The organism is Myxococcales bacterium, assembly GCA_023898405.1.
Classification (GTDB): domain Bacteria; phylum Myxococcota; class UBA727; order UBA727; family JABDBI01.
This window is the reverse complement of record CP060221.1, coordinates 304,950-328,992: the sequence shown is the minus strand read 5'-3', so window position 1 is coordinate 328,992 and position 24,043 is coordinate 304,950. Positions and strand designations below refer to the sequence as shown.

Below are 24,043 nucleotides of genomic sequence, written 5' to 3'. Positions count from 1 at the left end.
AGCTTTATTCCAGTGCAGGCAGTCAAGATATTTTTTGGCCTTGCCCTTGGTTTTTGAATAGGCCCAAGAACCTATAAAAAGGTCTTATGGAACTTTTTTGAGCAACGAATTGTTGTTTTGGCTCGAAATGTCGGGGAAGAGTATAAGGCCATTTTCAAAAAAAGGCTTTTATATTTCCTATATCCTGTGAAGCCATACACAGTATTTACAGGCTTCTTATTTCCAGTTATTTTGTTACTTAAATATATTTAATTTTCTTATGAAGAGGTTTTCATGCGTAAATCATTAGCATTCTTATTACTTTCTATTGCAGCGTTGTCATCTATTAGTCTAGGTGCCGTATCTATCGTATTTGGACCCAAACTTGAAAGCGAGCTTAGAAAGTTGGATAATTCCAATGCGGGTCAGGTGTTTTTTAATTTAATAGCGCATAAGTTAATCAGCTATGAACCAACTAATCCTGTTTCGGATGAATTTAATTATTTAAGATGGACCATTTTAGCGCTAAGCAATAAGAACATCGTTTCCGAAAATAGTGAGCAACTGGCGTTGTTTTCTGAATTCTGTGTTGGCCTTAATCGTATACTACCTTCTGACTCGAGAAATACCAACTCGAATTTAAAGAAATACACTGTAATTGATGACATATTGCCATATGAGTATCTCGACGCAATTGAAAATCTGCAAATCATCGAAGAGAAAGCATCCGAGACAGCCAAGTCTCTTTCATTTCTAAGCGAACATATTATGTGGTACATGCTTTTTCTCGATCAGGAAGCCTCCAAATATTATGCTGAGAATTTTAACGTAATTGTTGAGAATAAATATTTGGAAACAGCGTTTAATAGGTTTATAAGAAGTATCGCCCTGTCGCCAGGGCTCAGACAAGTAGATGGTAGAAAAATAATCGATGACTTAATTTTTATTAAGAAGCTCAATCAAAATAATAGCCAGAGCCAAGTTAAACAACTCCTTCCCATAGACGAAATCAAAATTATTTTCAACAATGATGGCTTTGAATCAGAAAATCAAAAGCACACTGAAAATCATAAAAAGGGGAAATCAATTGATGTCACTGGTATAAAGACGGGTTACAACATTTTCTTCCCTAATACATTCGATGTAAATTCGGCCATAATTGTAAAAGTATACGGAGGGAATGAGAAAAAAGAAAAGCAGCGCGATTACACGATTGCCGGATTAACTGCTTTTGACGAATATCTTCTGCGTTCAAATCACGTCGTTGTTTCATTGAATTTGCCCGATCGATTATCGTTGAAACTTAGTCAAAACTTTATGAGTGAAGAACTTCACGCATCCATTCATCAAGCAATTAATAATTTCTATGAAATAGTTTCAAATCGGCCAGAAACTCTTATTGATAATTCTGGCCATGTTGATGTTCAATTGGAAGAAAACGTGAAAAATCTCAAAGGAAGGAAAATGTTCATCATGGGTCAAAGTTTTGGAGGGAGAACTGCGGTAAAGCAGCTGCAACTTTACCCTGGAACTTTTACGGGGGCAATGAGTATTGCTGGAAATTTTAAGTATCCATGTGACCATTTATCGGTCGTAGATAATTTTGAAGTTTTCAAAGACCGGATATTTTTAGCCCATTGTATTCAAGATATCGCATCACCTCTCTCATCGAGCTGTCTGACTTTCAGGAAGTTGTGTGAAAAAGAGAAATCTGCCCAATTATTTTTGTATGCGAAAAGCAGCAATGAGTATCTCAGGCTAGGATTTTCAGGTATCATTTACCACGGTCATGGCTTTCCAAGTTGCGAGCAAGAATTTAATCGCCTATGTGACGCTGTTTCGAATTTTATTCATGAAACGGATATTAATGAGACAGGTGAGTATTTTGATAAACTTAGTGAAATAATTTCAATAAACCACACGCTAGAACCTAAATCTAGAAAAAACAAGGACAATAATATTTGGTATTTTATGAAAGAGAATTTATTTTTTCACGTCCCCAAAGAGCAACGAGCCAAAGCTAAAAGCATGATCATTGATATCGCTAACAAGACTAAAACCATAAGAATTGATAATTGTATGATTCAATAATAAGGTAGCGGAGACAGTTCGTCGTTGCTTCGCAGTTATGCTTCTCTCACTCCCCAAATAGTGTATGGTTAGTTTTTTATTTGGGGAGATTACCGGGGCTAAGTTGAAACTTGGGCTTTAATAGTAACCACACATTTTATTATTTGGTTCTAAATAGTTTTACTAGTGCAGTAATGAGGGCTTTACCTCGACTTTGGCCGAAATTTAATATTTCATATGGAGGCAACTATTTGTTTAGGTCACTTGAGATAGAGCGTACAAGATGGCCTCTTCATGTTTTGATTTGAATATCCACAGGCGCATGAATACTGGCCTGTTTAAAAATAGGTGCTGCCTCCACAGATAAATACGAATGTTCAAGAGCATATCTGAGAATGTGATACAGCGTTTTTTGAGGCCACCAAGTAGTAGTATTAAACTTTGATAAACTGCCTCGATGTTGGTGATAAAAAACGACTATCACACTATAGAAACCAAATATTATAGGCACTAAAGTGAGCACAGAATTTTTGCACCAAACTCGGTTTTTTTCAAGCATAAGGTGCTCTTTGCACTCCTGGAAGGTCACCTCTATCGCCCACCGGCTTGTATAGAGAGATACTATTTGTTCTGGAGTAAGATTGACATCGGTAGAATAGAGATATTCTTCACGGTGGGTACCACTTCTGTCCTGGACATATACCCAACGAACTTTGACAACACCTTTTGCTGCGCGATACCAAAGCCCAGTACCACTTATGAGTCCAACATTCCGTGACTTGCCCCCATACCACGAGACAATGGCCTCTTTTGGTTCGCTTTCAGATACTACTGTTATTGGTCTTTTTATCCTTTTTCCCTTGATCCGTGGACGACCCATTTGCCCTAACTCCTTGGTCACCCACAATAATGAAGCTTAAGTCGGAGAACCTTCTAGCGATCTTTGCTACCAAAAGCCTTGCAATATGTGCTGGAGTTTTATGCCTCTGATTATTTGCTTTGGCAAACACCTTCTTTCCCTTGTGCATCGATCGCAAGCACGAGCGTTTTGGTGCATTGTAGAAGGGTTTTTCTGATTAAAGTCAGAAGAGCAAATGACAAAGCCCAAAGCGAAAATCGATATCGTGAAAACAAATGATGCCATGGGCAATTGTACGGCTCAAGCCCATAGACCCTAGGCAAATTTGTAATGGTACTTTTACCAACAGTGACGACTCTTGCAACAAAAAATTCTCTAATCCGCAGTAGTGCTGGGACGGTTGAACATCCCTCAAAGTTTTTAGTGAATGCATGAATAATTTGTGGTATGTGCATTTGTCGGCGCCTTGTAGAAAATGTTATTGATTTACTTTTCTACTCTTGAGGCTGCCGATTTATTCTAATTTCGGCCAAAGTCGAGATTAGGTTGGCCAAATCAAAAAACGGTTTTTTCGTTCCTAGAATCGGGCCTAATAAAACTCAAAAGCCCTCTCGTGAAATTGTTTATTTTTTAATACAGCAACTTTTATCAAACTCTATCGTGTACGAGGATAAAGATGATTACCGAAGTTTCAGGAGATATTCTGTTAAGCTCAGCCAATGCCATAGTTCATGGCATCGCGCCGTTTGATCATTTTAACCAAGGGCTAGCATTAGCTTTAAGAGAAAGATGGCCATCGCTGTATAAAGATTTCCGCCATTATTGCACTAATTTTCACCCAAAATGTGGCGAGCTTTGGTCTTGGGGAGGACCAGAACAGGTGCGAATTATTAGCTTGTTCACTCAAGATCCGCCCTTAAGCGAACATCAAAAACCTGGCAAGGCTCGTATTGAAAACGTTCATCAATGCTTGCGAGCGCTTAAAAAAGAAGTGGAAAAGGAAAAATATAAGAGCATTGCTATTCCAAGGCTTGCTTGTGGTGTTGGTGGACTTTCCTGGGATGAGGTGAAGCCTACTATTCAGCGCGATTTGGCTGAACTTAATGCTGAAGTTCACGTGTATGGTCAATATGTCGCACAAAAAGAGGCGGCTATTTCTGCCTAAGGGTAGGTTAAGGCAAGCAGTAAATAACCTTTATGCTCTTGCCTTAAAAACTTGAGTAACTCGGCTAACGGATAGCTAGGGGTTTAATGCCCAATTTGCGTTAAGAAATAAAACAAGTATTCCGCGAAAAAAATTTAAGGCAAAAATACTTGTAGGAACAACTGCATTTATAAGAGGCACTTTTATCATTGTTTAAAAATTATTGCGAAAATAACGATAGGCATTTTGCCTAGATCCCCGCCTGCGCGGGGATGACAAGTGACAGCGATCAAAACCATTGATGGTCCATCGCGCCTTGGCCTGGTTAAAAAAATCGGGGCTGTAGTAGCTAAGCGTTAATGTTTAGTGTGTTTATACCAGTATTTTAGCTGTTTTAGAAGCTGTTGGTGATTGCCTCCGTTGAAGCGCCATTCACATTCCTTAAGAAACCAATAAAAATTATCCTGTTTTATCCCATTAAACTTACGCAGATTGCGTTTGGCTTGGTTCCAGAAGTTCTCAATCCCATTGATATGGTTTTGCTTATCAGCAAACAGCTTGGAATGATTAATGCGCATATGGTGAAATGCAGATACATCTAAGGCATTATATGATTTAAAGGTATCTGTATAAACTATGCTGTCCGGAAGAACTTTCTCTTCTACAATAGGCAGAAGAGTTTCTGTTTTTGCATTAGGAATGATGGCTGTGTAAACCTTGCCACCTCGCTTAAGAAGGCCAAAAACAGCTACTTTACCTCCAGCTCCACGTCCTCTCTTGCCTTTTCGAACTCCGCCAAAATAACTTTCATCTACTTCAATTTCTCCGCTTAAGTCATAGCTTGGAAGTTTGCTGGCTATTAATTTTCTTAACCTTAAGAAGAAATTACTGGCTGTATTAGATTGAATAATAACCAGTTCTGATGCTGCTCTGGCGGTTACACCAGCAACAAATAATTTTATCAGTTCGCTCTGCTGGCGCACTGTTAAACGGCTGCGTCTCTTATACATTGAAGTAGCTTACCCTTAATTGGGCTTAGCTACTACAGCCCCAAAAAATCAAAAGGCCATTAAAGGATTAAGAATAACCGTTTTTTTGTATTATTTTTTTGTATTTATTTAGCGATTGTAACTAGTTCGCTAAAACAGTTTAGAAACGCTGCTATTTTGATTTTCAAAACTCTGGGATTGCTTCTCTTATTCAAGCATTGCTTGAGGAGAGGGTTATTTTATTTGTACCGATGAACTTAAAATTACATCAGAGGGATAGGTTTATTGGATTGTTAGCATGCCAAGAAGAGTACGAAAACGCTAGGGACTTTAAATATGCCGTTAAAAAAATAGTGGTGCTCCAGCTGCCACGCCAGAGTCTAGTACTAGAAAATTGATTATAAAGCCTAGTTAAATATGTTTACATAGGAGCGTTAGATTTGAGAAAAAATATCGATGTAAATCACTAGGAATCAAGTATGCGTCGTGCTTGCATATGATCTGAGCAAGTTCTTGGTTGGCTTTTTCCATGTCAAATTGTCTGAAGTTAATCGCTCTTTTATAGATATTACCGATAAATGTGCTGTTGGACTTAGCCGCAGAATTTTTTATTTGCTCGACATATTTATCTTGATCGTCGATGTAAGCGATAACTTCAGGATTGCTGTTGCACACTCTAAGGTTTTGTAAAAAATGATCAAAGATAAGCTCTTTGCTCGTGCTGCTGGCTGCGTAGATTATACCGTCTGAAAAATGTCCTTGCTTATTTTTCCAGTGCTGCTCGATACAGTGAAAGTCTTCATGCCAAAGTTTGATTCCCAGCGATTTAAATTGTGACAGAGTAACCTCCTTTAAGTGAGATGGTCTTGAGGTGAGAGCCAGAACCATCACTTTTTGTTTCTGCCATTCTTCGATAGCTTTGAGCGTGCTGTGCTCAACCATTTTTACTGGTACGAATGCTTGGAGTTTTTTATCTATAGTACCCATAATTTTTTGGGCTGACTCCTTTGCTATACCACTTTGTTGCAGTTTTTTTGTCATTCCGTAAAACCAAGGAGAAGTGCCTACATGTCCTTGTGCATTGAATAATGTGTCATCTATGTCAAAAACCACCACAGTTTTTTTCTTTTGAGCAAGTGCACGTTCTACTCTCCCAATAAAGTCAGATATTTCATCTGAGACAATTATTTCTTTTTCTTGTGGCACAAGGTGAAGGTCTACGTGTCTGCATGCAGATAATAGGCAGATGAAAATTAAAAATAAGCTCACCAAATTTTTCATAAGAATGCTCGAGTAAAAAATCATGAATCACGCGAAGTGTATCCTTGGCAAAAATAAACAACAGAGAATCTAAAAAAAAAGACTTTTTTAAAAAGTAAATTTAAAACTAAAAAAATATTTTCTTATAATTGCTGGTTTATGACGATTGTATGCACCTTTATTTAATTGGCAGCATTAGAATAAAGCTTTTGCCTATAAAGCCATCATGCTTAAAAGAGCTTAATCTTATTGAAAAACAATTTTTAAAAGACCTTGATTATGATTTGTATATTGAAGAATATCGAATGGAGGACATGGTGAATAATTTTTGTAAAAATCATACATAAGCTCATTTATTTGTTTGGTTTTACTGCGCTTATCTAAGAACTCACAGTGCGGTCAGTTTAAAAATCACCAGGTATAAGAAGCATAAGAGCATTTTGAAAGTGCCCAGCTGCTCAGAACTACGAGTCTGTACCAAAAGCTAATTTTCAGGTGGCCGCAAAGTTGACAGTTGCCAATAGTTAAAATTTAAAGGATTTATTTACAGCAGACCTAAGTTTACTAATAAGCGAGTGCGCAAAAACAATTAAAATAATTTTTGTTTTAAAAACCCCAGAATTTTTCCTGTGTTCTTTTATTAAAAATCTAAGTAATTTTTCCTTAAGGGAGCTTAGACTGTTTCTTCCTCTACTTGGAGAGCTATAAATGAAAAAAATAAACTCAATATAAAAGATTGGAGGGGAAGAATATATAGCTCTTTAAAAAATCTTCCTGAAATTTTTTATAACATACCCCATGAAAAAATTGAGCTTGCATTAGCCTAGGAGATTCATGTGAGTTTTTGGTTTGCAATGAAAAGCCTGTGATTTCCGCTAAACATAAAAGCTTATCATGTCCTTCAAATCTGGCGTATAAGATTTTAATAGAATCTGGTGATGTCTTAGTTTTTGGCGGTCCAGCCAGAAAAATATGGCATGGGATACATAAAATAATACCCAATACATCTCCAGGCTACCTGCCACTTAAGAATAGCAGAATTAATTATACTTTTAGGTGCACAAAAAGCCTTTTAGGGAAGGAATATATTTACTCATCGAAAAAAATTTTAGAACAAGCAAATAGTAAAACAAATATTTTTTATAAGTTTTAGCTTAATCAAAGCTTATAAACATCATGAAATTCAAATTTACTAAGAACTGATCGAAATATAAAAGTTTTTTGTTCCTAAGAGGCTGTAAAAAAAATGGTTCAATAAATATTACTGTGATGAATCTTATATTAAGACTTTTTAGAAACGAAATATTATGTTGTGCCTGCATGAAAACTGTTTGTCAGATTTTGCATGAGAAATAATATAATCGATTTTTTTCTACCAATGAGAAAACAAGACAGAGCTCATGTCTGTAGCTTTCGAAGTATAGTCAGTGCATTTTATAAGTTTTGTTTTTGCAGGCTCATGAAAAATGAGGGTTTTCAAATGCATGAAGATGAGCTGTGGAGTGAGTAATATTTTGTTGTGCTATACGTTGAGCTAATTTTTTGGCAGGATCAACCAGATTGGCAAAATCGCTGTGATTGAATACCAAAAAATTAGGAACTCCGGCTTGTTTGGTACCAAGCAATTCTCCCGGACCGCGAATTTTTAAATCGACCTGTGCAAGCTTAAATCCATCGTCGCTTTGACACATAGCATGAAGCCGTTGATAGGCAGTAGAAAATTTATTTTGGACATTGCTTAATAAAAAACAAAAGCTTTCTAAATTGCCTCTGCCAACTCGCCCTCGAAGTTGATGCAGCTGAGCTAAACCAAAGCGCTCTGGGTGAATAATAGCCATACAGGTGGCATCAGGAATATCAACGCCAACTTCCACAACGGTGGTTGATACCAAAAAACGAATTTTATTGTCACGAAATTCTGTCATCACCTGATGCTTTTCGTCTGCTTTCATTTTTCCGTGTAAAAGACCGATTGAATGATCACCAAATTTATCTTTCAAAATTTGAGCAGCTTTAGTGGCGTTTTCTAGATCGAGGTGCTCAGACTCTTCAACCAAAGGAAAAACAATAAAAGTTTTTTGATCGGTTGCGATAATGCGTTCGCAGAGTTTGAGCAGATTTTTGATGGGATCTCCTGAAAGAATTTTAGTCAGCACTGGAGTACGTCCAGGAGGTCGCTCATCGATAACTGAAAGTTCCAAATCACCATACATGGTGAGCGCTAAAGAACGAGGAATAGGCGTAGCTGACATCACCATCAAGTGGGGAGAGCGGCCTTGGCTATCACAAAATTTTTCTGCTAATAGTGCTCGTTGTTTCACTCCAAAGCGGTGCTGTTCATCAATAATAACTAAGCCAAGTTTTTTAAAATTTACTTCTTCACCTAAAAGTGCGTGTGTGCCAATCAAAATATCTATGGAATGCTGTGATGTTTTTTCAAGCAGCTCTCTTCGCTCTTTGGTTTTTGTGCTGGCCGTAAGAAGAGCGATTCTACAATCGAGTTTAGCAAAAAATTTTTGATACACAGTGAATAATTGTTCTGCCAAAATTTCAGTAGGGGCCATGAGGGCAACTTGGTAGCCGTGATTTATAATATAGCGAGCCACAAGAGCGCTGACCGCAGTTTTGCCTGAGCCTACATCGCCTTGTATGAGTCTGCTCATCGCCTGTGGGTTTTCAATATCATTAATGATTTCTTTTAAAACACGTGTTTGAGCGCTTGTCAGAGAAAAAGGCAGAAAATTATTTGTAAGCTTTTCAAGGCTTGCTTTGGGAAGAGCTATGCCTTTTTTTATGTGCTCTGTGCTGCGTTCTTTATAGAGGCGCACAAAAAAAGATAAAATTTCTTCAAACGCAAGACGCCTAAAACTGGGAGAATATGCTTTTTCATCCCACTGGTTGACTGTATCAGGTTGATGGATTGTTTCTATAGCTTCGAGCAGAGGCAGAAGCGTATGGCTTTTAAGAATGCTTGGCTCTAAATGATCGCTGAAATTGTTTTGTCTTAATAAATTTAAACTTCTATCAACAATTTTTTTGTATGCAGCTCCTGTAATTCCAGCTATTTGTGAGTAATTAGCTTGGTGAGTGGGGCCTTGGCGATCCTCATTTTGTGATCTTACTTTAGGGTGCACCATCTGTGTTCGGCCTAAAAAATTTTTAACTTCTCCTGTAAAAATTAACTCAGCACCAATTTTTATAATGTTCTTGACGTAATTGATGGCCGGACCAAAAAATATTACAGACATCCGCCCAGTTTCATCCTCGACAACCGCTTCGAGCCTTTTTTTTGCGCTCACAGAACCGCTTATTTTAACTCCAACTACTCGTCCCAAGGCTACATAGGTGCGTCCAGTTTCCATGTGAAGAAAGCCTGGGCATTCATTTTCCTCGATGACTGATTTAGGGACGCGTAAAAGAGCATCAAAAAGTGTTTGTATCCCAGACTTACTAAGTTGAGAGCAAGTTTTTTCGCCAACGCCCTTGAGGGACGATATGGGAAGAGCAAGATTGGCAGGAGCATTTTGTGGTGAATTCATGATGTCGCTCCTTGGCCGAAAGACTAAAGTTTATTGAAAGCACAGGGCTGTTACTTCACATTCTCTTCGACCTTTTGGGGTATGGATTTCCACCGCATCGCCAACTTGCTTTCCAATGAGGGCCCGTCCTATGGGAGAGCTGATGCTGATACGTTTACTTTTTAGATCAGCCTCATCTTCACCAACAATTTGGTAGGTTTCTTCTTTGCAGGTTTCACAGTCAACGATAGAGACTGTTGCTCCAAAAGTCACCCGATCACCCTCTAAAGTTTTTGGATCGACAACTTGGTACTGTTGGAGACGTGATTTTAAAAAACGAATACGCGATTCAACCATACCCTGACGTTCTTTGGCTGCATCATACTCAGCGTTTTCAGAAAGGTCACCATGAGAGCGTGCCTCAGCTATATCAGCGATTACCTGAGGTCGGACTACCGTGGTGAGGTTTTCCAGCTCCATCGATAATTTTTTAAATCCCTGGGGGGTTATCGGCAGTTTGCTCATTATTCATTCCTATGATTGTGATTAAGTAGCTATCTCAAATGACTTTTTCTCAAACATTTTACAAGGCATTTTTGGTCTGTTTTTATACCACTTACAAAGGTTTTGTAAAAACACTTGGCGATTCCCAAGGCAAAACTTTTAAGTAGCAAAAGATTCTCAAAAATTATCAGTCAAATACTTTTAAAAGTCCCTCTTTTAGCGAAAGCATAAGCAGATGACTCAATTTTTCAAGCCGGTGATAGGTTTAGACATGAGTAGATGCATTATTTTATCTAAAAAAGAGTGAGCTTTAATTTTATGAATAACTGTGCATAGGATATGAGTGCTCGGTTTAGAAATCTAGGAGTTTTTTATGTCCTACCAGCTTGGTTTTATGTCCCCAACCCCAAATGTTACTCGCTTTTTGATACTTATAATCGGCATTTATCTTCTTTTTGCTATTTTTGGTAATACTTTTTTTGGCGCATATTTGTATTCAAAAATGGTTCTTGATCCATACCGTACAGTGTTTTCCTATGAAATTTGGCGTGCGGTCACCTACGCATTTTTGCATGATGCCTCATCTCCCATGCATGTGATCTTCAATGCTTTGCTTTTATACATGATTGGTCCGCAGCTTGAGGATAGATGGGGAGAAAAGCGTTTTTTAATTTTTAGTTTTACAGCAATTATTCTTGGCGCTTTGATGGTGATTGCTGCTTTTTTACTGGGGATTGGTGGTGGAATTGTTGTAGGTTTTTCAGCCGTCACGGTAGGCTTGTTGGTGGCCTGGGGATTAGCCTACCCCGATCAGCAAATTTATTTGTTGGGCATTCTCCCTCTGAGTGGAAAAGCGATGGTTTATATCACGGTAGGTTTAGAAATACTCTACGCTTTTTCTAATACCTCTACTTCAAGTGCAGCACATTTTGGGGGAATTTTAACGGCATTTATTTTTAGCTTTGGTCTTTATAAACCTCAAAGAATTAGGCAGATGTGGCGTCAGGCAAAAATGAAACAAAATCTGCGGAGAATAAAATGAAACTACTGCTTGCTTCGGCATCTCCTCGCCGAAAGGAACTTTTGTGTGGAATTGGTTATGATGTTTGGTGCGTATCTCCAGATGTTCAAGAGCTTGATGAAAGTTCGCAAGAGTCGCCAGAAGACATTGCCAAGATCAATGCAGAAAGAAAGGCAAAAAAAGTATATGCACAAGTGGGGGAGCAAAAATGGGACATACTGATTGCTGCTGATACCGTGGTATCTTTGGGTAATCGCATTTTTGGTAAACCTGCTGATAAAGAAGATGCCCGCTCAATGCTTAAGCAATTGTCAGGACAAACACACCAGGTGAGCACCGGATACGCTTTAGTTAACCGCGTAGGGAAAATAAAAATTGATGTTGTTAAGTCTTTGGTTAGCTTTCGGAGTCTCTCTTCGAATGAAATTTTAAGTTATTTGGCAACTGCAGAGTGTTTTGATAAATCCGGTTCCTATGCTGTGCAGGGAGCTGGTGCGGCTTTGATAAAAACTATAAGCGGCAGTATTAGTAATATTGTTGGTCTGCCAATTGAGGAAGTGTTGCAGCATGCAAGAGATTTATACAACGACGCTAAAAAGTAATTTAAATGCTCTTGAAAATGAAATTAAAGAGAGCTGTCTTAAAGCTCAGCGCAGTAGTGATAGCGTTAAATTGATTGCTGTATCAAAAGGACAGGATTTTCAAAAAATAGTTGCTGCCTATAATTTGGGGCTCAGAGATTTCGGTGAGAGTTACGCTCAGGAATTTGTTCTTAAAAGGGAGCAGGCGCAAAAAGCAGGCATGAATGATATTAAATGGCACTTTATTGGGGCGATTCAAACAAATAAAATAAAGCTGATATCTAAAGCTCACTTTGTTCATAGTATCGACAGCATTTCTCACGCCCAGAGCTTGTCAAAAGTTGCTCCTCATAACATCGGTGTTTTCTTGCAAATAAATCTAAGTGGTGATCAAGGCCGTCACGGATTTAGTGAAGAAGAAATTATTCAAGAGTGGCCCTTGGTGAAGCAGATGGACAATCTTAATTTCTTGGGGATTATGACAATTTTACCTCTTATTCCTACTAAACCTCATCATTATTGGTTCTCGAAAATGCAGCATTTAAAGCGGCAGATCGGAAATAATATAAAACTCTCTATGGGAATGAGTACGGATTTTTCACAGGCAATTATTGCGGGAGCTGATTTTATCCGCATTGGCGAAAGGCTTTTTGGTAAGAGATAGCCTTTGAACAGGGGGCATGATGATACTTTTTCTTTACGCATTTTATCTTTCACGTTCACAAAAAAAGCGTTTATTGAAAAATTTTCAAGAGAAAAATACATTGATTTTGGCGCATCGAGGGCTGCAAAGCAAGCATTTAGAAAATACCGTGGAAGCTTTTCATGCAGCATTTTCAATAGGAGTTGATGGCGTAGAGTTTGATGTACAGATGAGTCGAGATTTGATTCCAGTGGTGTTCCATGACCGCAGTCTCAAAAGACTTAGTGGAGTTGAAAATAATATCGACCAACTATCTTTCGATGAGCTTTCTCAATTGCATTTGCTAAGCGAGAAGTACTCCAAGCACTATCGAATAACAAAATTGGAAGATGTGCTGCGTGTTTTGCCCGATAACAAAGTAATTAATATTGAGCTTAAAGAAACCGTATTATTAAAAGGAGAAAAAAGTGTAAAAAAAGTTCTTGATTGCATTCTTCCTCACAAAAATAGATTGAAAATTATTGTCTCAAGTTTTGATGCGCGCATCTTAAATTGCGTGGCCAAACAAGAAAAATCTCTGGCATTAGGATACTTATTAGATAAAAAATTGACCTTGATTTCTTTTCTAAGATCGAGATTTATACTCGACAAAATTGATTTTCTTCATCCTCATCTAGAATTACTGAATCCGCAATTATCAAGAAAAATTAAAAATATGGACCTTAAATTAATCCCGTGGGGGCATAAAAAAATAGGCAAAGAAGCCTTCATATTTCATGATGGCCACTTTGCATTGATTTCGGACGCCTGCCCTGAATTAGTGCAACACTATCGGCGATGAAAATGCCCGTGTCGTTTATGGTGAGGTCTACGAGAATAAGAACGTTGGGTGTTTTGGCGTGCACGTTCACACACTATAAGTTCACCGCCCTCTTCTTGTTCTGACGATGCATGAGGTCTAGGGCTGTTATTGATAACCTCAATAATTTTATTAGCCACATCAGCATCGACCTCAATATGAGCGCTTGTGTCTCGTATCATACCTGATCCAGAAAAATGCCCTAGATCAACACCAGATGCAGTGCTTAAATACTGAGCGAGGTCAGCTAAATCATGAAAATCATCTTGCCGTCCCAGAGTGATATAGAGGCGGGTAATGCCACTTTGATCCGATGATTCTTGTGGAGCATCATCTTTTTGATTGTGCCGGTGCTGACGATCCTTGCCTTGCTCATGACGTCGATCTTTTTCATGACGGCGCTTCGAATCTCTTCTTTCGCTAGAAGAAGATTCGCTTTTATTGGTGTTATTTGGCTTTAAAAGATACTGTCTTAAAAGTAAAGCAAATGCTGATTGAATATTTTCTTGAGCCAACATTCTTTGAGCGAGATTGCCAAATTGACCAAGCTCAACATCTTGGGCTTCTGAGTTAAGCTGGGAAAGCAATCGTCGAGCGCTTAAGTCGAGTACTTCATCAGAGCTTGGAAGGGCAAGCTCCTCAAAATCTATAAGGCAATGAGCCTTTATAGGATCAAGAAAAGCAAGCTCTTTATTGCTCACAAGGCTTACAATTTTGCGTGGTGTTTTTTCGCTGGCATGGGCTAATTTTTCATAGACCTGTGGTTGTCCAACCATATCGTAGTTGATGACGAATGGAATATTACTGAGTGGATGAGTGGCGAGCATATCACTTTGGCAAATAAAAATTATATTTGAGTTGTTAGCGCATAGCTGTAAGTTCTGCTCAACATCTTGGGAATTATTTTCCTGAGTGCAGTAGTGAGTTTTGAATCCGTAATGAATTAAGTAACGGGCCAAAAATTCGCATTCTTCTGAGTTAAAGCAGATAACAAGTGCACTTTTGGAACGGTGAAACTCTAATGCTGCCAATAGTGCTCTAGGCTTGGGTTCAGTTTCATTGGTGTGATGAATTACGTGTACTACTTGTAAAGAGTCTGTACTTCCATTGCTATCGCGCACATCAACTGTGGATGCGGGGGAATTATTATCTGGATAATGAGTCATAGAAAACCTTTAATTCTTTTAAGCTTCTGCGCTTGCTTGGACTCTAATAAAGGTGGAGGAGGGGTCAATAGCGTTTTTGTCAGAATATTTTCAATAATAAAAAAAATCTATTCAAAGTTCCATAGGAAGCACTGTAAAGGATATATTTTAGCTAGGATTTGGAGGGTGTTGTGACTAATCGCTTAAATGATTTTATTTCTTGCTCGTTTATTATTCGAGATGCACAACCACGTGATATCGATGATATTTTTCAACTAAGCTCGCTTTTGAATACTGTCAATCTCCCCGCTGATAAAAGTGAGTTAGAGCATGTTATAGCCCAGTCAGATACATCGTTTTCCCTAACGGAAGTTAATCCTACTAAGCGTGCTTTTTTATTTGTTTTGGAAAATGAACAGGGAAAAGTAATAGGCACGAGCCAAATTTTTGCTAAGCACGGAACACTGGAATCTCCTCATAGCTATTTTGAAGTAAACACTGATGAGCGTTATTCAGAAACGCTTAATAAATATTTTAAGCATCAAATACTTCACTTGCGTCAGAGTTTTGACGGACCTAGCGAAATCGGCAGCTTGGTGCTTGATAAAGATTATCGTTCTTCTGAACAAAAATTGGGAAGAAGGTTAAGCTTTGTTCGTTTTTTATTTATGGCTATGAACAAGGATCTTTTTTCGCACCGGGTTATCGCAGAATTGCTTCCGCCTCTTGGTCCTAATTTTAAATCAGCATTGTGGGATGCTGTTGGTCGTAAATTTACAGGTCTCGAATACTACGAAGCCGATATGATTTCGCGCAGAAATAAGGAATTTATCAGCACGCTTTTTCCAAGCCAAGATATCTATGTTTCATTGCTGCCCTCGTGTGCCCAAGAAGTAATTGGAAAAATCGGTAAAAATTCTCAGGGTGCAGCTCATCTGCTCAGCTCAATCGGTTTTCAATATAATCAACACGTTGATCCATTTGATGGAGGTCCTCATTTTGAGGCTGCGAGAGATAATATTAAGCTCATCAAAGAAGCACTTAATGCTCGCCTTGTTTCAGCCGAAAAAATTGATTCAGACTCACAATCCTATCGCGGACTTATCGGATGCTTTAAACCTCAAAACAAAGCGGGTAAGCGTTTTCTCTCTGTCATGGCCGATTATCTTTACAGTAGTAAAAGTAAAAAAATTGCTCTGCATCCAAAAAGCATAGAGCGATTAGATATTGATATTAATGATGAAGTAATTATAATAGATAGTAAGTTATGTAATATTTAGGGTTTTTTTTGTGAAATATGTAAATAGAATTTTTTTAGTAAATTGCCTAATTGTGCTGAATATATTTTTTATGTCGTGTTCAAATAATACCATTAAAAGTACAGTATCAGCTGATGAACATTTACCCATCAAAAAACAAGAGCCTAAAGAGCCTAAAGAGCCTAAAGAGCCTAAAGAGCCTGTTCCACATTATTCTATCCCCAAACTGCCGGCAACTTTAAGCACCTATAATATGATATTATTTAATACAGAGAGCACCAATCATTTTTCGAAAAGTAGTAAATATTTTCCTCCAATCCCGCTTTTTATTGGTTATCGAAAAAATGGAAACTTAGCAAAAGCCGCCCCTTTGGTTTCGGCCATGCTGGGTAAGGATTTGTTTTCTCACTTACCAAAAGCAGTTAAAGAGCAGGTAGAGGCTTATAAAGATAAGCTAAAAATAGCTTTTGTGGTGCAATCCTCTCAAAATCTCAATGAGATCGTTACATACTACGCTGGCTATCCAGTAGAAGATGAGACGCGCTTTACTACACGCTTAATGGCTCATGCATGGGCTGACCCAAAAGCGCCGGCAGAGTACAGTGGTGCAAGAGTAAATCGAAATTTTTTGCAGGGACTTTTTGATTCAACAATGGATCTTTCAAGTAAAAAATTTCCCATGAACACATTGAACAAAGTGCATGTTTTCGTGCACGATAAAACTTTTTCTCCTCGTTTTGGTTCACATAAAGTAGTATTTCATGGTGATATTTCAAAGCTTGATGAGCCCCTTGCTGTTTGGAGTGTGGTTATTGATAATGATCCTCCCCCAGGGATACCCCAAAGAGCCATAGCTACTTTGCACTGGCTTTTTTTAAATTTCACTGGTCGTCATCCAGACCCAAGGCCAGAATTCCCCGACCGAAAAATAAGTGACTATGCTTTATTAGGTAAAAGTTTACTAGAGAGAAAACGGGAGAAGAGTGCAAAAATGGAACTTAAGATCAATGACTTTGAAGCCTTCATAGAGACTTGTTCTAAGCTGCCTTTTTTACAAAAATCACAAGCATTGGAAAAGTTAACATCGCTGTTTAAAAAGTAAAATTTCAAAGCTATGAGTTAACCGCGTTTAAGTACTCGAGAAAGTTCTTTTTTGATATCGCGTTCTTTAATGCTTTGCCGCTTATCAATTTTACTTTTTCCAGTCCCAAGGCCAATCAAAACTTTTACTTTGCCGTTTTTAAAATATATTTTAAGCGGCACCAGCGTTGTTGATTTATTGCTCAAGGCTCTCTCAATACGTTTGATCTCTTTTTTATTGAGGAGCAATTTGCGGGTACGCTCCGTATCGATATGATCATGGGTTGCCTGTTTGTACTTTTCGATGCGCAAGCCAATAATGAAAACCTCACCATTTTTTATGAGAGCATAGGCATCGGCAAAGCTCAAATGGCGGTCACGGATAGATTTTACTTCAGATCCAAGCAAGGCAATGCCACACTCATAGGTTTCATCTATAGTGTAGTTGTGCCGCGCGCGCCTATTTTCGGCGATCAGATTATCGTCATGAGGTTTTTTCTTCATAGCTTTATTTTTTTAGTATTAAAAATCGATCTAAACAAGCAGGTGCCGGTTTAGAGAAAATATGAATTATGAAAAAGTATAAATAGTCGTGTTGATTTTACAGCTATCACTGCAGGGCTTTTATCTATAAGGCCATTTTTTTAGTGAATTATTGGAAGGTAAACATGCAGCCTACAAAATATTGCATCAAGCGCATTTTCATCCTCATCATCAATATAGAGCAGTACCATGATAAATCTATGCTTGCTATCTGCTTGTAATATCTCATTTATGCCAGCTTCATCGAAGTTGTAGGGTGGTTGTGAAGCTGAGTCTAAAACAGGGGCTAGGGGAAGAATATGGCATCTATAATTAAAACCAGAGAGAAGCGATTCAATTTTTTCGGATAATGTATGGGTGTCATTGCTGATAATAAGCAATTGTCTGCCTGGTTCATTTTTTAAAACTGTATATTTGATACCTGATGCCCAAGATGTCATTGCAAATGTGAGGGAAAAAAACTGTAAGAAAGAATAAATTTTCATGGCGACTCCTTTGCCGCCTAACAAACGTATCCAAAAGTCTAATCCGTCTGCCAAACATCCGTTTTGATAAAAAACTATGAAGCGTGATAATGTAACGCGTTGCTATGTTCACAATAGATAAATCATCAACGTATATAGCAGCTCGCATAAAGAATTTGCCCCAAAATATTGCAGGCGGCATGAAAGATAATGGCTGATAATAGATTGCCTCTTTTGTAGACAATCCAAGAAAAAATAAGCCCAGGAAAAAAAGTAAGTACCCGCATAGTATGAAATCCGCCCATTAAATGACCGCAGGCGAAAATTAAATTAGTAATAATAATGGCTTTGCCATAGGGCAGAGCAAAGAGAAATTTTTGATTGGGCCACTTTTTTAAAAGTGCGCCTTGCAAAAAACCTCGATAGAAAAGCTCCTCGGGAAACGCCACCACAAAAATTTGTGTCAGAATTTCTTTGCCCAACATTGGTGGCCAATTGAGTGAGAAAAAAAGTTCTTTATCTTGGCTATGGGCTAAAAATAATTGAAAGCCTGTATAGCCTGCAGTGTAGGGAATAAAAATAATTAGACACAAAAAAAAAGTGAAGACAAGTTCTTTAACGATTTTTGGCCAATCGGGTTTTAGCTTTGCATCTTTGTTGCTGAATAGTGAGTCAAAGATACTTTCTATTCGGTAAGCGTAGATATTGAGCGATTTAGGATCAATATGAGCACGTTCAAGCGCCCAAAAGGGCAGGGATAGTTCTGCCATGACCACAGCTAACGATAAGACGGTGCCAAAAATATTTGAAATAAGATTTAAATAAAACGACAAAAATAAACCCATCAGGAGCAACCCCGATGAGCTTAGTGCCATTAAAAAGAGTGAAGGGTGTTTTTTTAACATAAATGATTTAAGTGTTTCGCTGAGGATGCAGTAATGGCAGCCATGTGAACAATATTGCTCGGTGACGCATAGAGTTGGCATACATTGGCCGCCCCATTAACTCCAAGCAAAATAGGCCCGATAGCCTCACATGGAGCAAGTTGCTCAAGAAGTTTATACGAAATATTAGCAGCCTCCAAGCTTGAAAAAATTAGAATATTAGCGTTGTTTTCTAAGCTACAAAAAGGAAAGTGTTCGTTTCTTTTGTTGTCGTCGAGAGCAACGTCAGCTTGCATCTCACCGTCTATATTTAAATCGGGGCGAAGACTTTTCACGATCTCAACTGCGCGTTTTGCTCTTAGGGGGGATGCATAGTCCACTGAGCCAAAATTGGAAAACGAGAGAATCGCGATATGTGGCTTGATAGCAAAATCACGCTTCACTCTGTCTGCAGTTTGAATAGCGATCATCGCTATCTCTTCTGGAGTAGGTTCAATATTTAAAGCAGTATCAGCCAAAAATTTTATGTCGTCTTTAAATGCAATCATGTACATAGCCATAGCGCGCATGCCAGGAGTGATGCCAATGCATTCAAAGATCGGACGAACTGCTGTGGGATAAGCTCGAGTGATACCTGAAACCATACCTTCAGCATGGCCATTTTTAACCATCATGGCAGCATAGTAGGAACGAGAGCGAAAGCGGTGCTTAGCTTCTTCTACAGTAATTCCTTTGCGATTGCGCAAAGCAAAATACTGGTGAGCCATTTCAATACCATCGTTCGCTGTCATGGGATCGATAATGTGAACATTTTCTAAGCTCAGACGGAGCCTGCTAATTTCTTGACGAATATATTGGGCGTTACCCAGTAAAATGGGGATGCAAATTTTTTCTTTAAGCAGGGTGTCAACAGCTTGCAGGACTCTTGGGTCATCTCCCTCAGGAAATACTACTCGAGCCCCACTTTTACGGGCTTCTTCATAAATAAGATTGAGAGCACCGCGAGCAGGGTTAAGTCGTCGAGCTAATGAATCTTTGTAGCTTTGCATATCATCTATGGGACATTTAGCCACGCCTGATTCACTAGCAGCTTGTGCTACTGCTGGAGCAACGGCCAGTAAAACACGAGGATCAAATGGTTTGGGCAAAATATATTCGGGGCCAAATGAAAAATCCTCACGACCATAGGCATAGCGCACACTTTCAGGGATGCGTTCTTTAGCAAGATGGGCAATGGCAAGGCTTGCAGCAATTTTCATTTCTTCGTTGATAGTTGTTGCTCGTGTATCAAGTGCGCCTCTGAAAATAAAAGGAAATCCCAAGACATTATTCACCTGATTAGGAAAATCACTCCGACCAGTGGCAACAACGGCATCAGGTCGAGCTTCTTTAGCGTCAGCATAAGAAATTTCAGGAACAGGGTTGGCAAGGGCAAAAATGATCGGTTGAGGGTTCATTTTTTTAAGCATGTCTTTGCTTAGGATGTTCCCCGCCGAAAGACCAACAAAAACATCAGCGCCATCAAGTATTTCTGCAAGAGTCCGTTTTGAGGTGTTTCTTAAAAAATCTTTATGGCAATCTGAAATATTTGTTTCTCGACCTTCATAAAGAACGCCATCAATATCGGCCATAAAAATATTTTGGATATTAGCTCCTAAACTCACAAAGAATCGCGCACAGGCAAGCGCTGCAGCTCCCGCTCCTGAAAAAGCTATTCTCACAGAATCTATTGGCTTTTTAACAATTTCTAGGGCGTTTACTAAGGCTGCGCCAGCGATGATTGCGGTGCCGTGCTGATCATCGTGAAAAACTGGAATGGGGAGGCTTTTGCTCAGCTCTTGCTCAATGACAAAACATTCAGGAGCTTTAATGTCTTCAAGATTAATACCGCCAAAGGTTGGTGCCATTGCCTTTATGATAGCAATTAATTTTTGCGGATCTTTTTCGTCGAGCTCAATATCAAAAACATCAATATCGGCAAACTTTTTAAAAAGTATACCTTTTCCTTCCATCACCGGTTTTGCAGCAAGTGGTCCAATGTTTCCCAAACCAAGAACTGCCGTGCCATTGGTGATCACACCCACCAAATTGCCCTTGGCGCTATAGCGATATGCATCGTCAGGGTTATCTTTTATGGCGAGAGTGGGAGCTGCAACGCCAGGAGTGTAGGCTAATGATAGTTCATGAGCTGTGCTGCAGGGTTTGGTTGAAATAACTTCGATTTTTCCTGGACGCTTCATTTCATGATATTTCAGGGCGGACTGTTTATTACTCATTTAAAAATTTCCTATTGGTAGGGAGTTTGATTGTTCTATTTGGTTCTCTAATCAAGTTTTATGGTTTAGATGAAAAGAGGGAAAAAAATAGTTCAATTAAAACTAAAAAGTAGGAACTTATTTTAACCAAACCAAGTACTCACGGAAAATTCTATGGCAAAAATACAGAAAATCCAAGCCCGAAGCATTTTTGATAGTCGCGGTATCCCAAGTGTTGAGGTAGATCTTTATCTTAAGACCGGGGAGTGGGGCCGTTTCAGTACTCCATCGGGGGCATCGTGCGGAAGCAAAGAGGCTTTGGAGCTAAGAGATCAAGATGAGACACGCTATCGTGGTAAAGGGGTGAGTAAAGCAATAGCCCACATTCATGGAGAGATCAGTGAAGCATTGCTTGGGAGTGAGGATTTTAATCAGCAGGCTCTTGATGAATGTTTGATCAAACTTGATGGCACGCCCAATAAATCGCGTTTAGGCGCTAATGCAATTTTACCTGTCTCAGGTGCATTTTTTCATGCCATGGCTCAGCTCAACAATCAGCCGCTGTATGGCAAAGGCGTCAGATTACCTATGCCAATGATAAATGTCATCAATGGTGGAAGCCATGCCAACAACGGCTTGAATGTGCAAGAATTTATGATTGTTCCTAAAGGCGCCACGAGTTTTAGTGAGGCTATGCGTATGGCCAGTGAAGTATTTCAAGTGCTTAAATCAACACTCAATGATCGAGCTTTGAGCACGGCTGTTGGTGATGAAGGTGGTTTTGCTCCTGCTCTTGCAAATAATGAAGAAGCTTTGCAGCTTTTGATGATTTCGTGTGAAAAAGCTGGTTATCAGCCAGGCAAAGATATCTATTTTGCGCTTGATGTAGCTGCGAGCGAATTATTAAGCCAAGAAAAAAATTGTTATCACATGAATAACGAATGGCTTAGCAGAGCTGATTTATTGCAGTGGTACAAAAAGTTGTCGGATCAATTTCCTATAATCTCTATTGAAGATCCTTTTGGGGAAAATGATTATCAAGGCTTTATTGAGATTACTAAAACATTGGGGACAAAGGTGCAGATTGTTGGGGACGATCTTTTTGTAACCAATGAGCGCTACATAAAAGAAGGAATCGAGAATTCTTATGCCAACGCAGTGCTGATTAAAATGAATCAAATTGGAACAATGAGTGAGACACTACGCTCGATAGAGCTTGCTCAAAGTGGTGGAATGAAAACTATTATTTCACATCGCTCAGGAGAAACCGAGGACACTACCATTGCCGATCTTGCAGTGCTCACACACGCTGGACAAATTAAAACCGGATCCATGTCTCGTTCTGAACGAATTGCCAAGTACAATCGTTTACTTCGCATCGAAGAAATGCTCGGCGATAATGCAGTTTTTGGAAATTAATTGGGGGTCACATGTTAAAAACTATTATTTTGTTGAGTATGCTATTGGGCTCGATAAGCTTGAGTGCTTATCGCTATGATAGTGGACAGCTTTATGTTAGTGGAGGTTTGGGAGCGCATATCAATGTGGTGCGCCACGAAGGAAAAAGTCCTACTCCTAAAGCATATATGCCTTTTTATGGGACACTCGATTACGCCATCGATAGAAATTTTGGCGTGTTTGCCAGCTTTGCTCCTCAGTTTAGCGGTGGAGTTATATCATTTTTAAGCAGAGCAGGGATTAAATATTGGTTTTCTTTTCTTGAAACACCCTATGTGCCCTATGTCTCTTTAGCTATTACTCCTGAGTTGGTGGTGCCGACGAGTTCGGCAAAAAATCATATAAATATTGGTATTAGTCCTGGAATAGGAATTAATTATTTTGTGATGGCACATTTTTTGGTGGGCATGCATCTAAATTTTAATCCCACCTTTGCATTTATTGACGGTCAAAAACAAATGGAGCTTGGAGTTATTGGCTTGTTTGATGTCAGTTTTAGGATTTAACTTTTTTAAAGACTTTGTCGGAATAATTTTTTTAAAAAAATATCTGCAGAAATTTATCGCTACTAAGCGATTTATTGTTTATTTTCTTGGCGCTTTGTTCGTCGACAAATCTTAGCGCCTATTGACATTTAATTTCCAATCAAACAGGAATAATTCCTTAAGTTAGTTTTAACAAATGAAAAAATAACTTCAAAGGATAACACTTATGAAAGATGTAAAGATTTATTTGTTTTTTATGGCATTTTCTTTATCTTTTGGCTGTTTTAGTATGGAAAATTCAATTGAAAACAGTAAGGAAGAATATGGTAGCGAGACGCAAGAAATTGAGAATTTTAAGTTGGTGATGAAGGCAGAAGAAATCGCTGAAATTATGGCTTTAAGATTACATAATCCGTATAGCAAAAGTATACAATGTGCTAATGAATTACATGAAGAAAAATTGGAACAGCTTCTGGGATGGTATTTAGATTTTGTTAGCGTACAGAAAAGTATGATGGATAAGAGTAAAGATAGTAAATATCAAATGGCTTTGATGGTCTATGGTCCGCTTGTGGCCTGGCAAATTCTTAGCATGGATATTACAGAGTTAATGCTTTTTGGTGTGCCTGCTTATTTTTGTATAAACAAGGCTCTTGATCGAGATAACCAAGCAAAACTGCAAGCTCTAAAAAACCAGACTATTCACAAACTGCCAAATTTAGATGATATGCTTTATAGAGTAGATAATCAATTGGTTGCAAAGATTGCCGAGCTTGCTTATCAAGCCTACAACAAAGTTCATGGAGATGAAGTTACTTTCTCATCAGAAGAAAAAGTTGAGTTCAATAGAGAGTTTGATGAAACAATGAACAGACCTTGGTATCAAAAACTTCTTCCTTGGAGTTATATTGAAAAAATTCGAGGATCTTCGTCTCATCAGCAATCATATAAAATGTATAGTAAAAACTAAAAATTGCTCATTGTTTGAAAAATTATGGGTGCCAAAGTTAGGGCGCCCTATTTTTTTTGGCATTTAAATCAGC

At 38.6% G+C, this 24,043-nt stretch carries 23 protein-coding genes; 12 read left to right on the top strand and 11 right to left on the bottom strand.

Features of this window, described 5'->3' with window-relative positions:
• Positions 1-273 precede the first annotated feature (273 nt).
• Complete coding sequence (locus H6731_01560) at positions 274-2,070, top strand: hypothetical protein (protein ID USN51124.1); 1,797 nt, start codon at positions 274-276, stop codon at positions 2,068-2,070.
• A 271-nt stretch (positions 2,071-2,341) separates the two neighbouring features.
• On the opposite strand, the gene H6731_01555 is transcribed toward H6731_01560, so the two are convergent.
• A complete protein-coding gene (locus tag H6731_01555) occupies positions 2,342-2,929 on the bottom strand; it encodes a transposase (protein USN51123.1) in 588 nt (195 codons plus the stop codon).
• A 110-nt stretch (positions 2,930-3,039) separates the two neighbouring features.
• Complete coding sequence (locus H6731_01550; GenBank protein ID USN51122.1) at positions 3,040-3,363, bottom strand: hypothetical protein; 324 nt, start codon at positions 3,361-3,363, stop codon at positions 3,040-3,042.
• Positions 3,364-3,584: 221 nt separating this feature from the next.
• Here H6731_01550 and H6731_01545 point away from each other — a divergent pair, with 221 nt between their 5' ends.
• Complete coding sequence (locus H6731_01545; protein USN51121.1) at positions 3,585-4,073, top strand: macro domain-containing protein; 489 nt, start codon at positions 3,585-3,587, stop codon at positions 4,071-4,073.
• A gap of 335 nt (positions 4,074-4,408) precedes the next feature.
• Here H6731_01545 and H6731_01540 read toward each other — a convergent pair whose 3' ends face one another.
• Positions 4,409-5,062, bottom strand: a complete 654-nt coding sequence (locus H6731_01540) for an IS1595 family transposase (protein ID USN51120.1) — start codon at positions 5,060-5,062, stop codon at positions 4,409-4,411.
• A gap of 390 nt (positions 5,063-5,452) precedes the next feature.
• Positions 5,453-6,322 carry a DUF2608 domain-containing protein gene (locus H6731_01535; GenBank protein ID USN51119.1) on the bottom strand — a complete coding sequence of 290 codons (870 nt, stop codon included), beginning with the start codon at positions 6,320-6,322 and terminating at the stop codon, positions 5,453-5,455.
• A gap of 823 nt (positions 6,323-7,145) precedes the next feature.
• On the opposite strand from H6731_01535, the gene H6731_01530 reads away from it, so the two are divergent.
• Entirely contained in the window at positions 7,146-7,454 is a 309-nt protein-coding gene (locus H6731_01530) for an alpha-ketoglutarate-dependent dioxygenase AlkB (protein USN51118.1), read from the top strand.
• Between the two features lie 304 nt (positions 7,455-7,758).
• Here H6731_01530 and recG read toward each other — a convergent pair whose 3' ends face one another.
• Together recG and greA are read right to left on the bottom strand one after the other, a co-directional pair.
• Entirely contained in the window at positions 7,759-9,840 is a 2,082-nt protein-coding gene (gene recG / locus H6731_01525; GenBank protein ID USN51117.1) for an ATP-dependent DNA helicase RecG, read from the bottom strand.
• 30 nt (positions 9,841-9,870) lie between these two features.
• Positions 9,871-10,344, bottom strand: coding sequence for a transcription elongation factor GreA (greA, locus tag H6731_01520; GenBank protein USN51116.1), 474 nt, complete (start codon positions 10,342-10,344; stop codon positions 9,871-9,873).
• A gap of 352 nt (positions 10,345-10,696) precedes the next feature.
• On the opposite strand from greA, the gene H6731_01515 reads away from it, so the two are divergent.
• The 4 genes from H6731_01515 to H6731_01500 are packed head-to-tail and all read left to right on the top strand — an operon-like array spanning position 10,697 to position 13,409.
• Positions 10,697-11,365: a rhomboid family intramembrane serine protease gene (locus tag H6731_01515; GenBank protein USN51115.1), complete on the top strand. Its 669-nt coding sequence runs from the start codon at positions 10,697-10,699 to the stop codon at positions 11,363-11,365.
• Positions 11,362-11,946 (top strand): septum formation protein Maf, encoded by a 585-nt coding sequence (maf, locus tag H6731_01510; GenBank protein USN51114.1) that lies wholly within the window; start codon positions 11,362-11,364, stop codon positions 11,944-11,946. Before H6731_01515 ends, maf begins: the two co-directional genes overlap by 4 nt.
• Positions 11,912-12,589, top strand: coding sequence for a YggS family pyridoxal phosphate-dependent enzyme (locus H6731_01505; GenBank protein USN51113.1), 678 nt, complete (start codon positions 11,912-11,914; stop codon positions 12,587-12,589). The genes maf and H6731_01505 overlap by 35 nt, the downstream gene beginning before the upstream one ends.
• A 16-nt stretch (positions 12,590-12,605) precedes the next feature.
• Positions 12,606-13,409 carry a hypothetical protein gene (locus H6731_01500; GenBank protein ID USN51112.1) on the top strand — a complete coding sequence of 268 codons (804 nt, stop codon included), beginning with the start codon at positions 12,606-12,608 and terminating at the stop codon, positions 13,407-13,409.
• Here the strand turns inward: H6731_01500 and H6731_01495 are convergent.
• Positions 13,397-14,593 (bottom strand): hypothetical protein, encoded by a 1,197-nt coding sequence (locus H6731_01495; GenBank protein ID USN51111.1) that lies wholly within the window; start codon positions 14,591-14,593, stop codon positions 13,397-13,399. The genes H6731_01500 and H6731_01495 overlap by 13 nt on opposite strands.
• Positions 14,594-14,763: 170 nt before the next feature.
• On the opposite strand from H6731_01495, the gene H6731_01490 reads away from it, so the two are divergent.
• Positions 14,764-15,852: an arginine N-succinyltransferase gene (locus H6731_01490; protein ID USN51110.1), complete on the top strand. Its 1,089-nt coding sequence runs from the start codon at positions 14,764-14,766 to the stop codon at positions 15,850-15,852.
• A 10-nt stretch (positions 15,853-15,862) separates the two neighbouring features.
• Entirely contained in the window at positions 15,863-16,933 is a 1,071-nt protein-coding gene (locus H6731_01485; GenBank protein USN51109.1) for a hypothetical protein, read from the top strand.
• 17 nt (positions 16,934-16,950) lie between these two features.
• On the opposite strand, the gene smpB is transcribed toward H6731_01485, so the two are convergent.
• From smpB to H6731_01465, 4 genes are all read right to left on the bottom strand, one after another.
• Complete coding sequence (gene smpB / locus H6731_01480; protein ID USN51108.1) at positions 16,951-17,415, bottom strand: SsrA-binding protein SmpB; 465 nt, start codon at positions 17,413-17,415, stop codon at positions 16,951-16,953.
• 140 nt (positions 17,416-17,555) lie between these two features.
• Complete coding sequence (locus tag H6731_01475; protein ID USN51107.1) at positions 17,556-17,939, bottom strand: hypothetical protein; 384 nt, start codon at positions 17,937-17,939, stop codon at positions 17,556-17,558.
• Between the two features lie 125 nt (positions 17,940-18,064).
• Entirely contained in the window at positions 18,065-18,763 is a 699-nt protein-coding gene (locus tag H6731_01470; GenBank protein ID USN51106.1) for a CPBP family intramembrane metalloprotease, read from the bottom strand.
• A gap of 53 nt (positions 18,764-18,816) precedes the next feature.
• The gene (locus tag H6731_01465) at positions 18,817-21,078 is read right to left on the bottom strand and encodes an NADP-dependent malic enzyme (GenBank protein USN51105.1); all 2,262 of its coding nucleotides are present in this window, start codon (positions 21,076-21,078) and stop codon (positions 18,817-18,819) included.
• 153 nt (positions 21,079-21,231) lie between these two features.
• Between H6731_01465 and eno the strand changes: the two genes are divergently transcribed.
• The 3 genes from eno to H6731_01450 all read left to right on the top strand — a co-directional run bounded on the left by eno (position 21,232) and on the right by H6731_01450 (position 23,970).
• A complete protein-coding gene (gene eno, locus H6731_01460) occupies positions 21,232-22,476 on the top strand; it encodes a phosphopyruvate hydratase (GenBank protein USN51104.1) in 1,245 nt (414 codons plus the stop codon).
• 11 nt (positions 22,477-22,487) lie between these two features.
• Positions 22,488-23,021, top strand: coding sequence for a hypothetical protein (locus tag H6731_01455; GenBank protein ID USN51103.1), 534 nt, complete (start codon positions 22,488-22,490; stop codon positions 23,019-23,021).
• Between the two features lie 205 nt (positions 23,022-23,226).
• Positions 23,227-23,970, top strand: a complete 744-nt coding sequence (locus tag H6731_01450) for a hypothetical protein (protein USN51102.1) — start codon at positions 23,227-23,229, stop codon at positions 23,968-23,970.
• The last annotated feature ends 73 nt before the right edge of the window (positions 23,971-24,043 follow it).

What these genes read in the sequence shown, in the direction of transcription:
- recG (USN51117.1), bottom strand. Translation starts at nt 9,840, where the DNA reads ATGAATTCACCACAAAATGCTCCTGCCAATCTTGCTCTTCCCATATCG.
- H6731_01465 (USN51105.1), bottom strand. Translation starts at nt 21,078, where the DNA reads ATGAGTAATAAACAGTCCGCCCTGAAATATCATGAAATGAAGCGTCCA.
- H6731_01475 (USN51107.1), bottom strand. Translation starts at nt 17,939, where the DNA reads ATGAAAATTTATTCTTTCTTACAGTTTTTTTCCCTCACATTTGCAATG.
- H6731_01540 (USN51120.1), bottom strand. Translation starts at nt 5,062, where the DNA reads ATGTATAAGAGACGCAGCCGTTTAACAGTGCGCCAGCAGAGCGAACTG.
- H6731_01560 (USN51124.1), top strand. Translation starts at nt 274, where the DNA reads ATGCGTAAATCATTAGCATTCTTATTACTTTCTATTGCAGCGTTGTCA.
- H6731_01455 (USN51103.1), top strand. Translation starts at nt 22,488, where the DNA reads ATGTTAAAAACTATTATTTTGTTGAGTATGCTATTGGGCTCGATAAGC.
- greA (USN51116.1), bottom strand. Translation starts at nt 10,344, where the DNA reads ATGAGCAAACTGCCGATAACCCCCCAGGGATTTAAAAAATTATCGATG.
- H6731_01545 (USN51121.1), top strand. Translation starts at nt 3,585, where the DNA reads ATGATTACCGAAGTTTCAGGAGATATTCTGTTAAGCTCAGCCAATGCC.
- eno (USN51104.1), top strand. Translation starts at nt 21,232, where the DNA reads ATGGCAAAAATACAGAAAATCCAAGCCCGAAGCATTTTTGATAGTCGC.
- smpB (USN51108.1), bottom strand. Translation starts at nt 17,415, where the DNA reads ATGAAGAAAAAACCTCATGACGATAATCTGATCGCCGAAAATAGGCGC.
- H6731_01500 (USN51112.1), top strand. Translation starts at nt 12,606, where the DNA reads ATGATGATACTTTTTCTTTACGCATTTTATCTTTCACGTTCACAAAAA.
- H6731_01555 (USN51123.1), bottom strand. Translation starts at nt 2,929, where the DNA reads ATGGGTCGTCCACGGATCAAGGGAAAAAGGATAAAAAGACCAATAACA.
- H6731_01535 (USN51119.1), bottom strand. Translation starts at nt 6,322, where the DNA reads ATGAAAAATTTGGTGAGCTTATTTTTAATTTTCATCTGCCTATTATCT.
- H6731_01550 (USN51122.1), bottom strand. Translation starts at nt 3,363, where the DNA reads ATGCACATACCACAAATTATTCATGCATTCACTAAAAACTTTGAGGGA.
- H6731_01505 (USN51113.1), top strand. Translation starts at nt 11,912, where the DNA reads ATGCAAGAGATTTATACAACGACGCTAAAAAGTAATTTAAATGCTCTT.
- H6731_01515 (USN51115.1), top strand. Translation starts at nt 10,697, where the DNA reads ATGTCCTACCAGCTTGGTTTTATGTCCCCAACCCCAAATGTTACTCGC.
- maf (USN51114.1), top strand. Translation starts at nt 11,362, where the DNA reads ATGAAACTACTGCTTGCTTCGGCATCTCCTCGCCGAAAGGAACTTTTG.
- H6731_01495 (USN51111.1), bottom strand. Translation starts at nt 14,593, where the DNA reads ATGACTCATTATCCAGATAATAATTCCCCCGCATCCACAGTTGATGTG.
- H6731_01470 (USN51106.1), bottom strand. Translation starts at nt 18,763, where the DNA reads ATGGGTTTATTTTTGTCGTTTTATTTAAATCTTATTTCAAATATTTTT.
- H6731_01450 (USN51102.1), top strand. Translation starts at nt 23,227, where the DNA reads ATGAAAGATGTAAAGATTTATTTGTTTTTTATGGCATTTTCTTTATCT.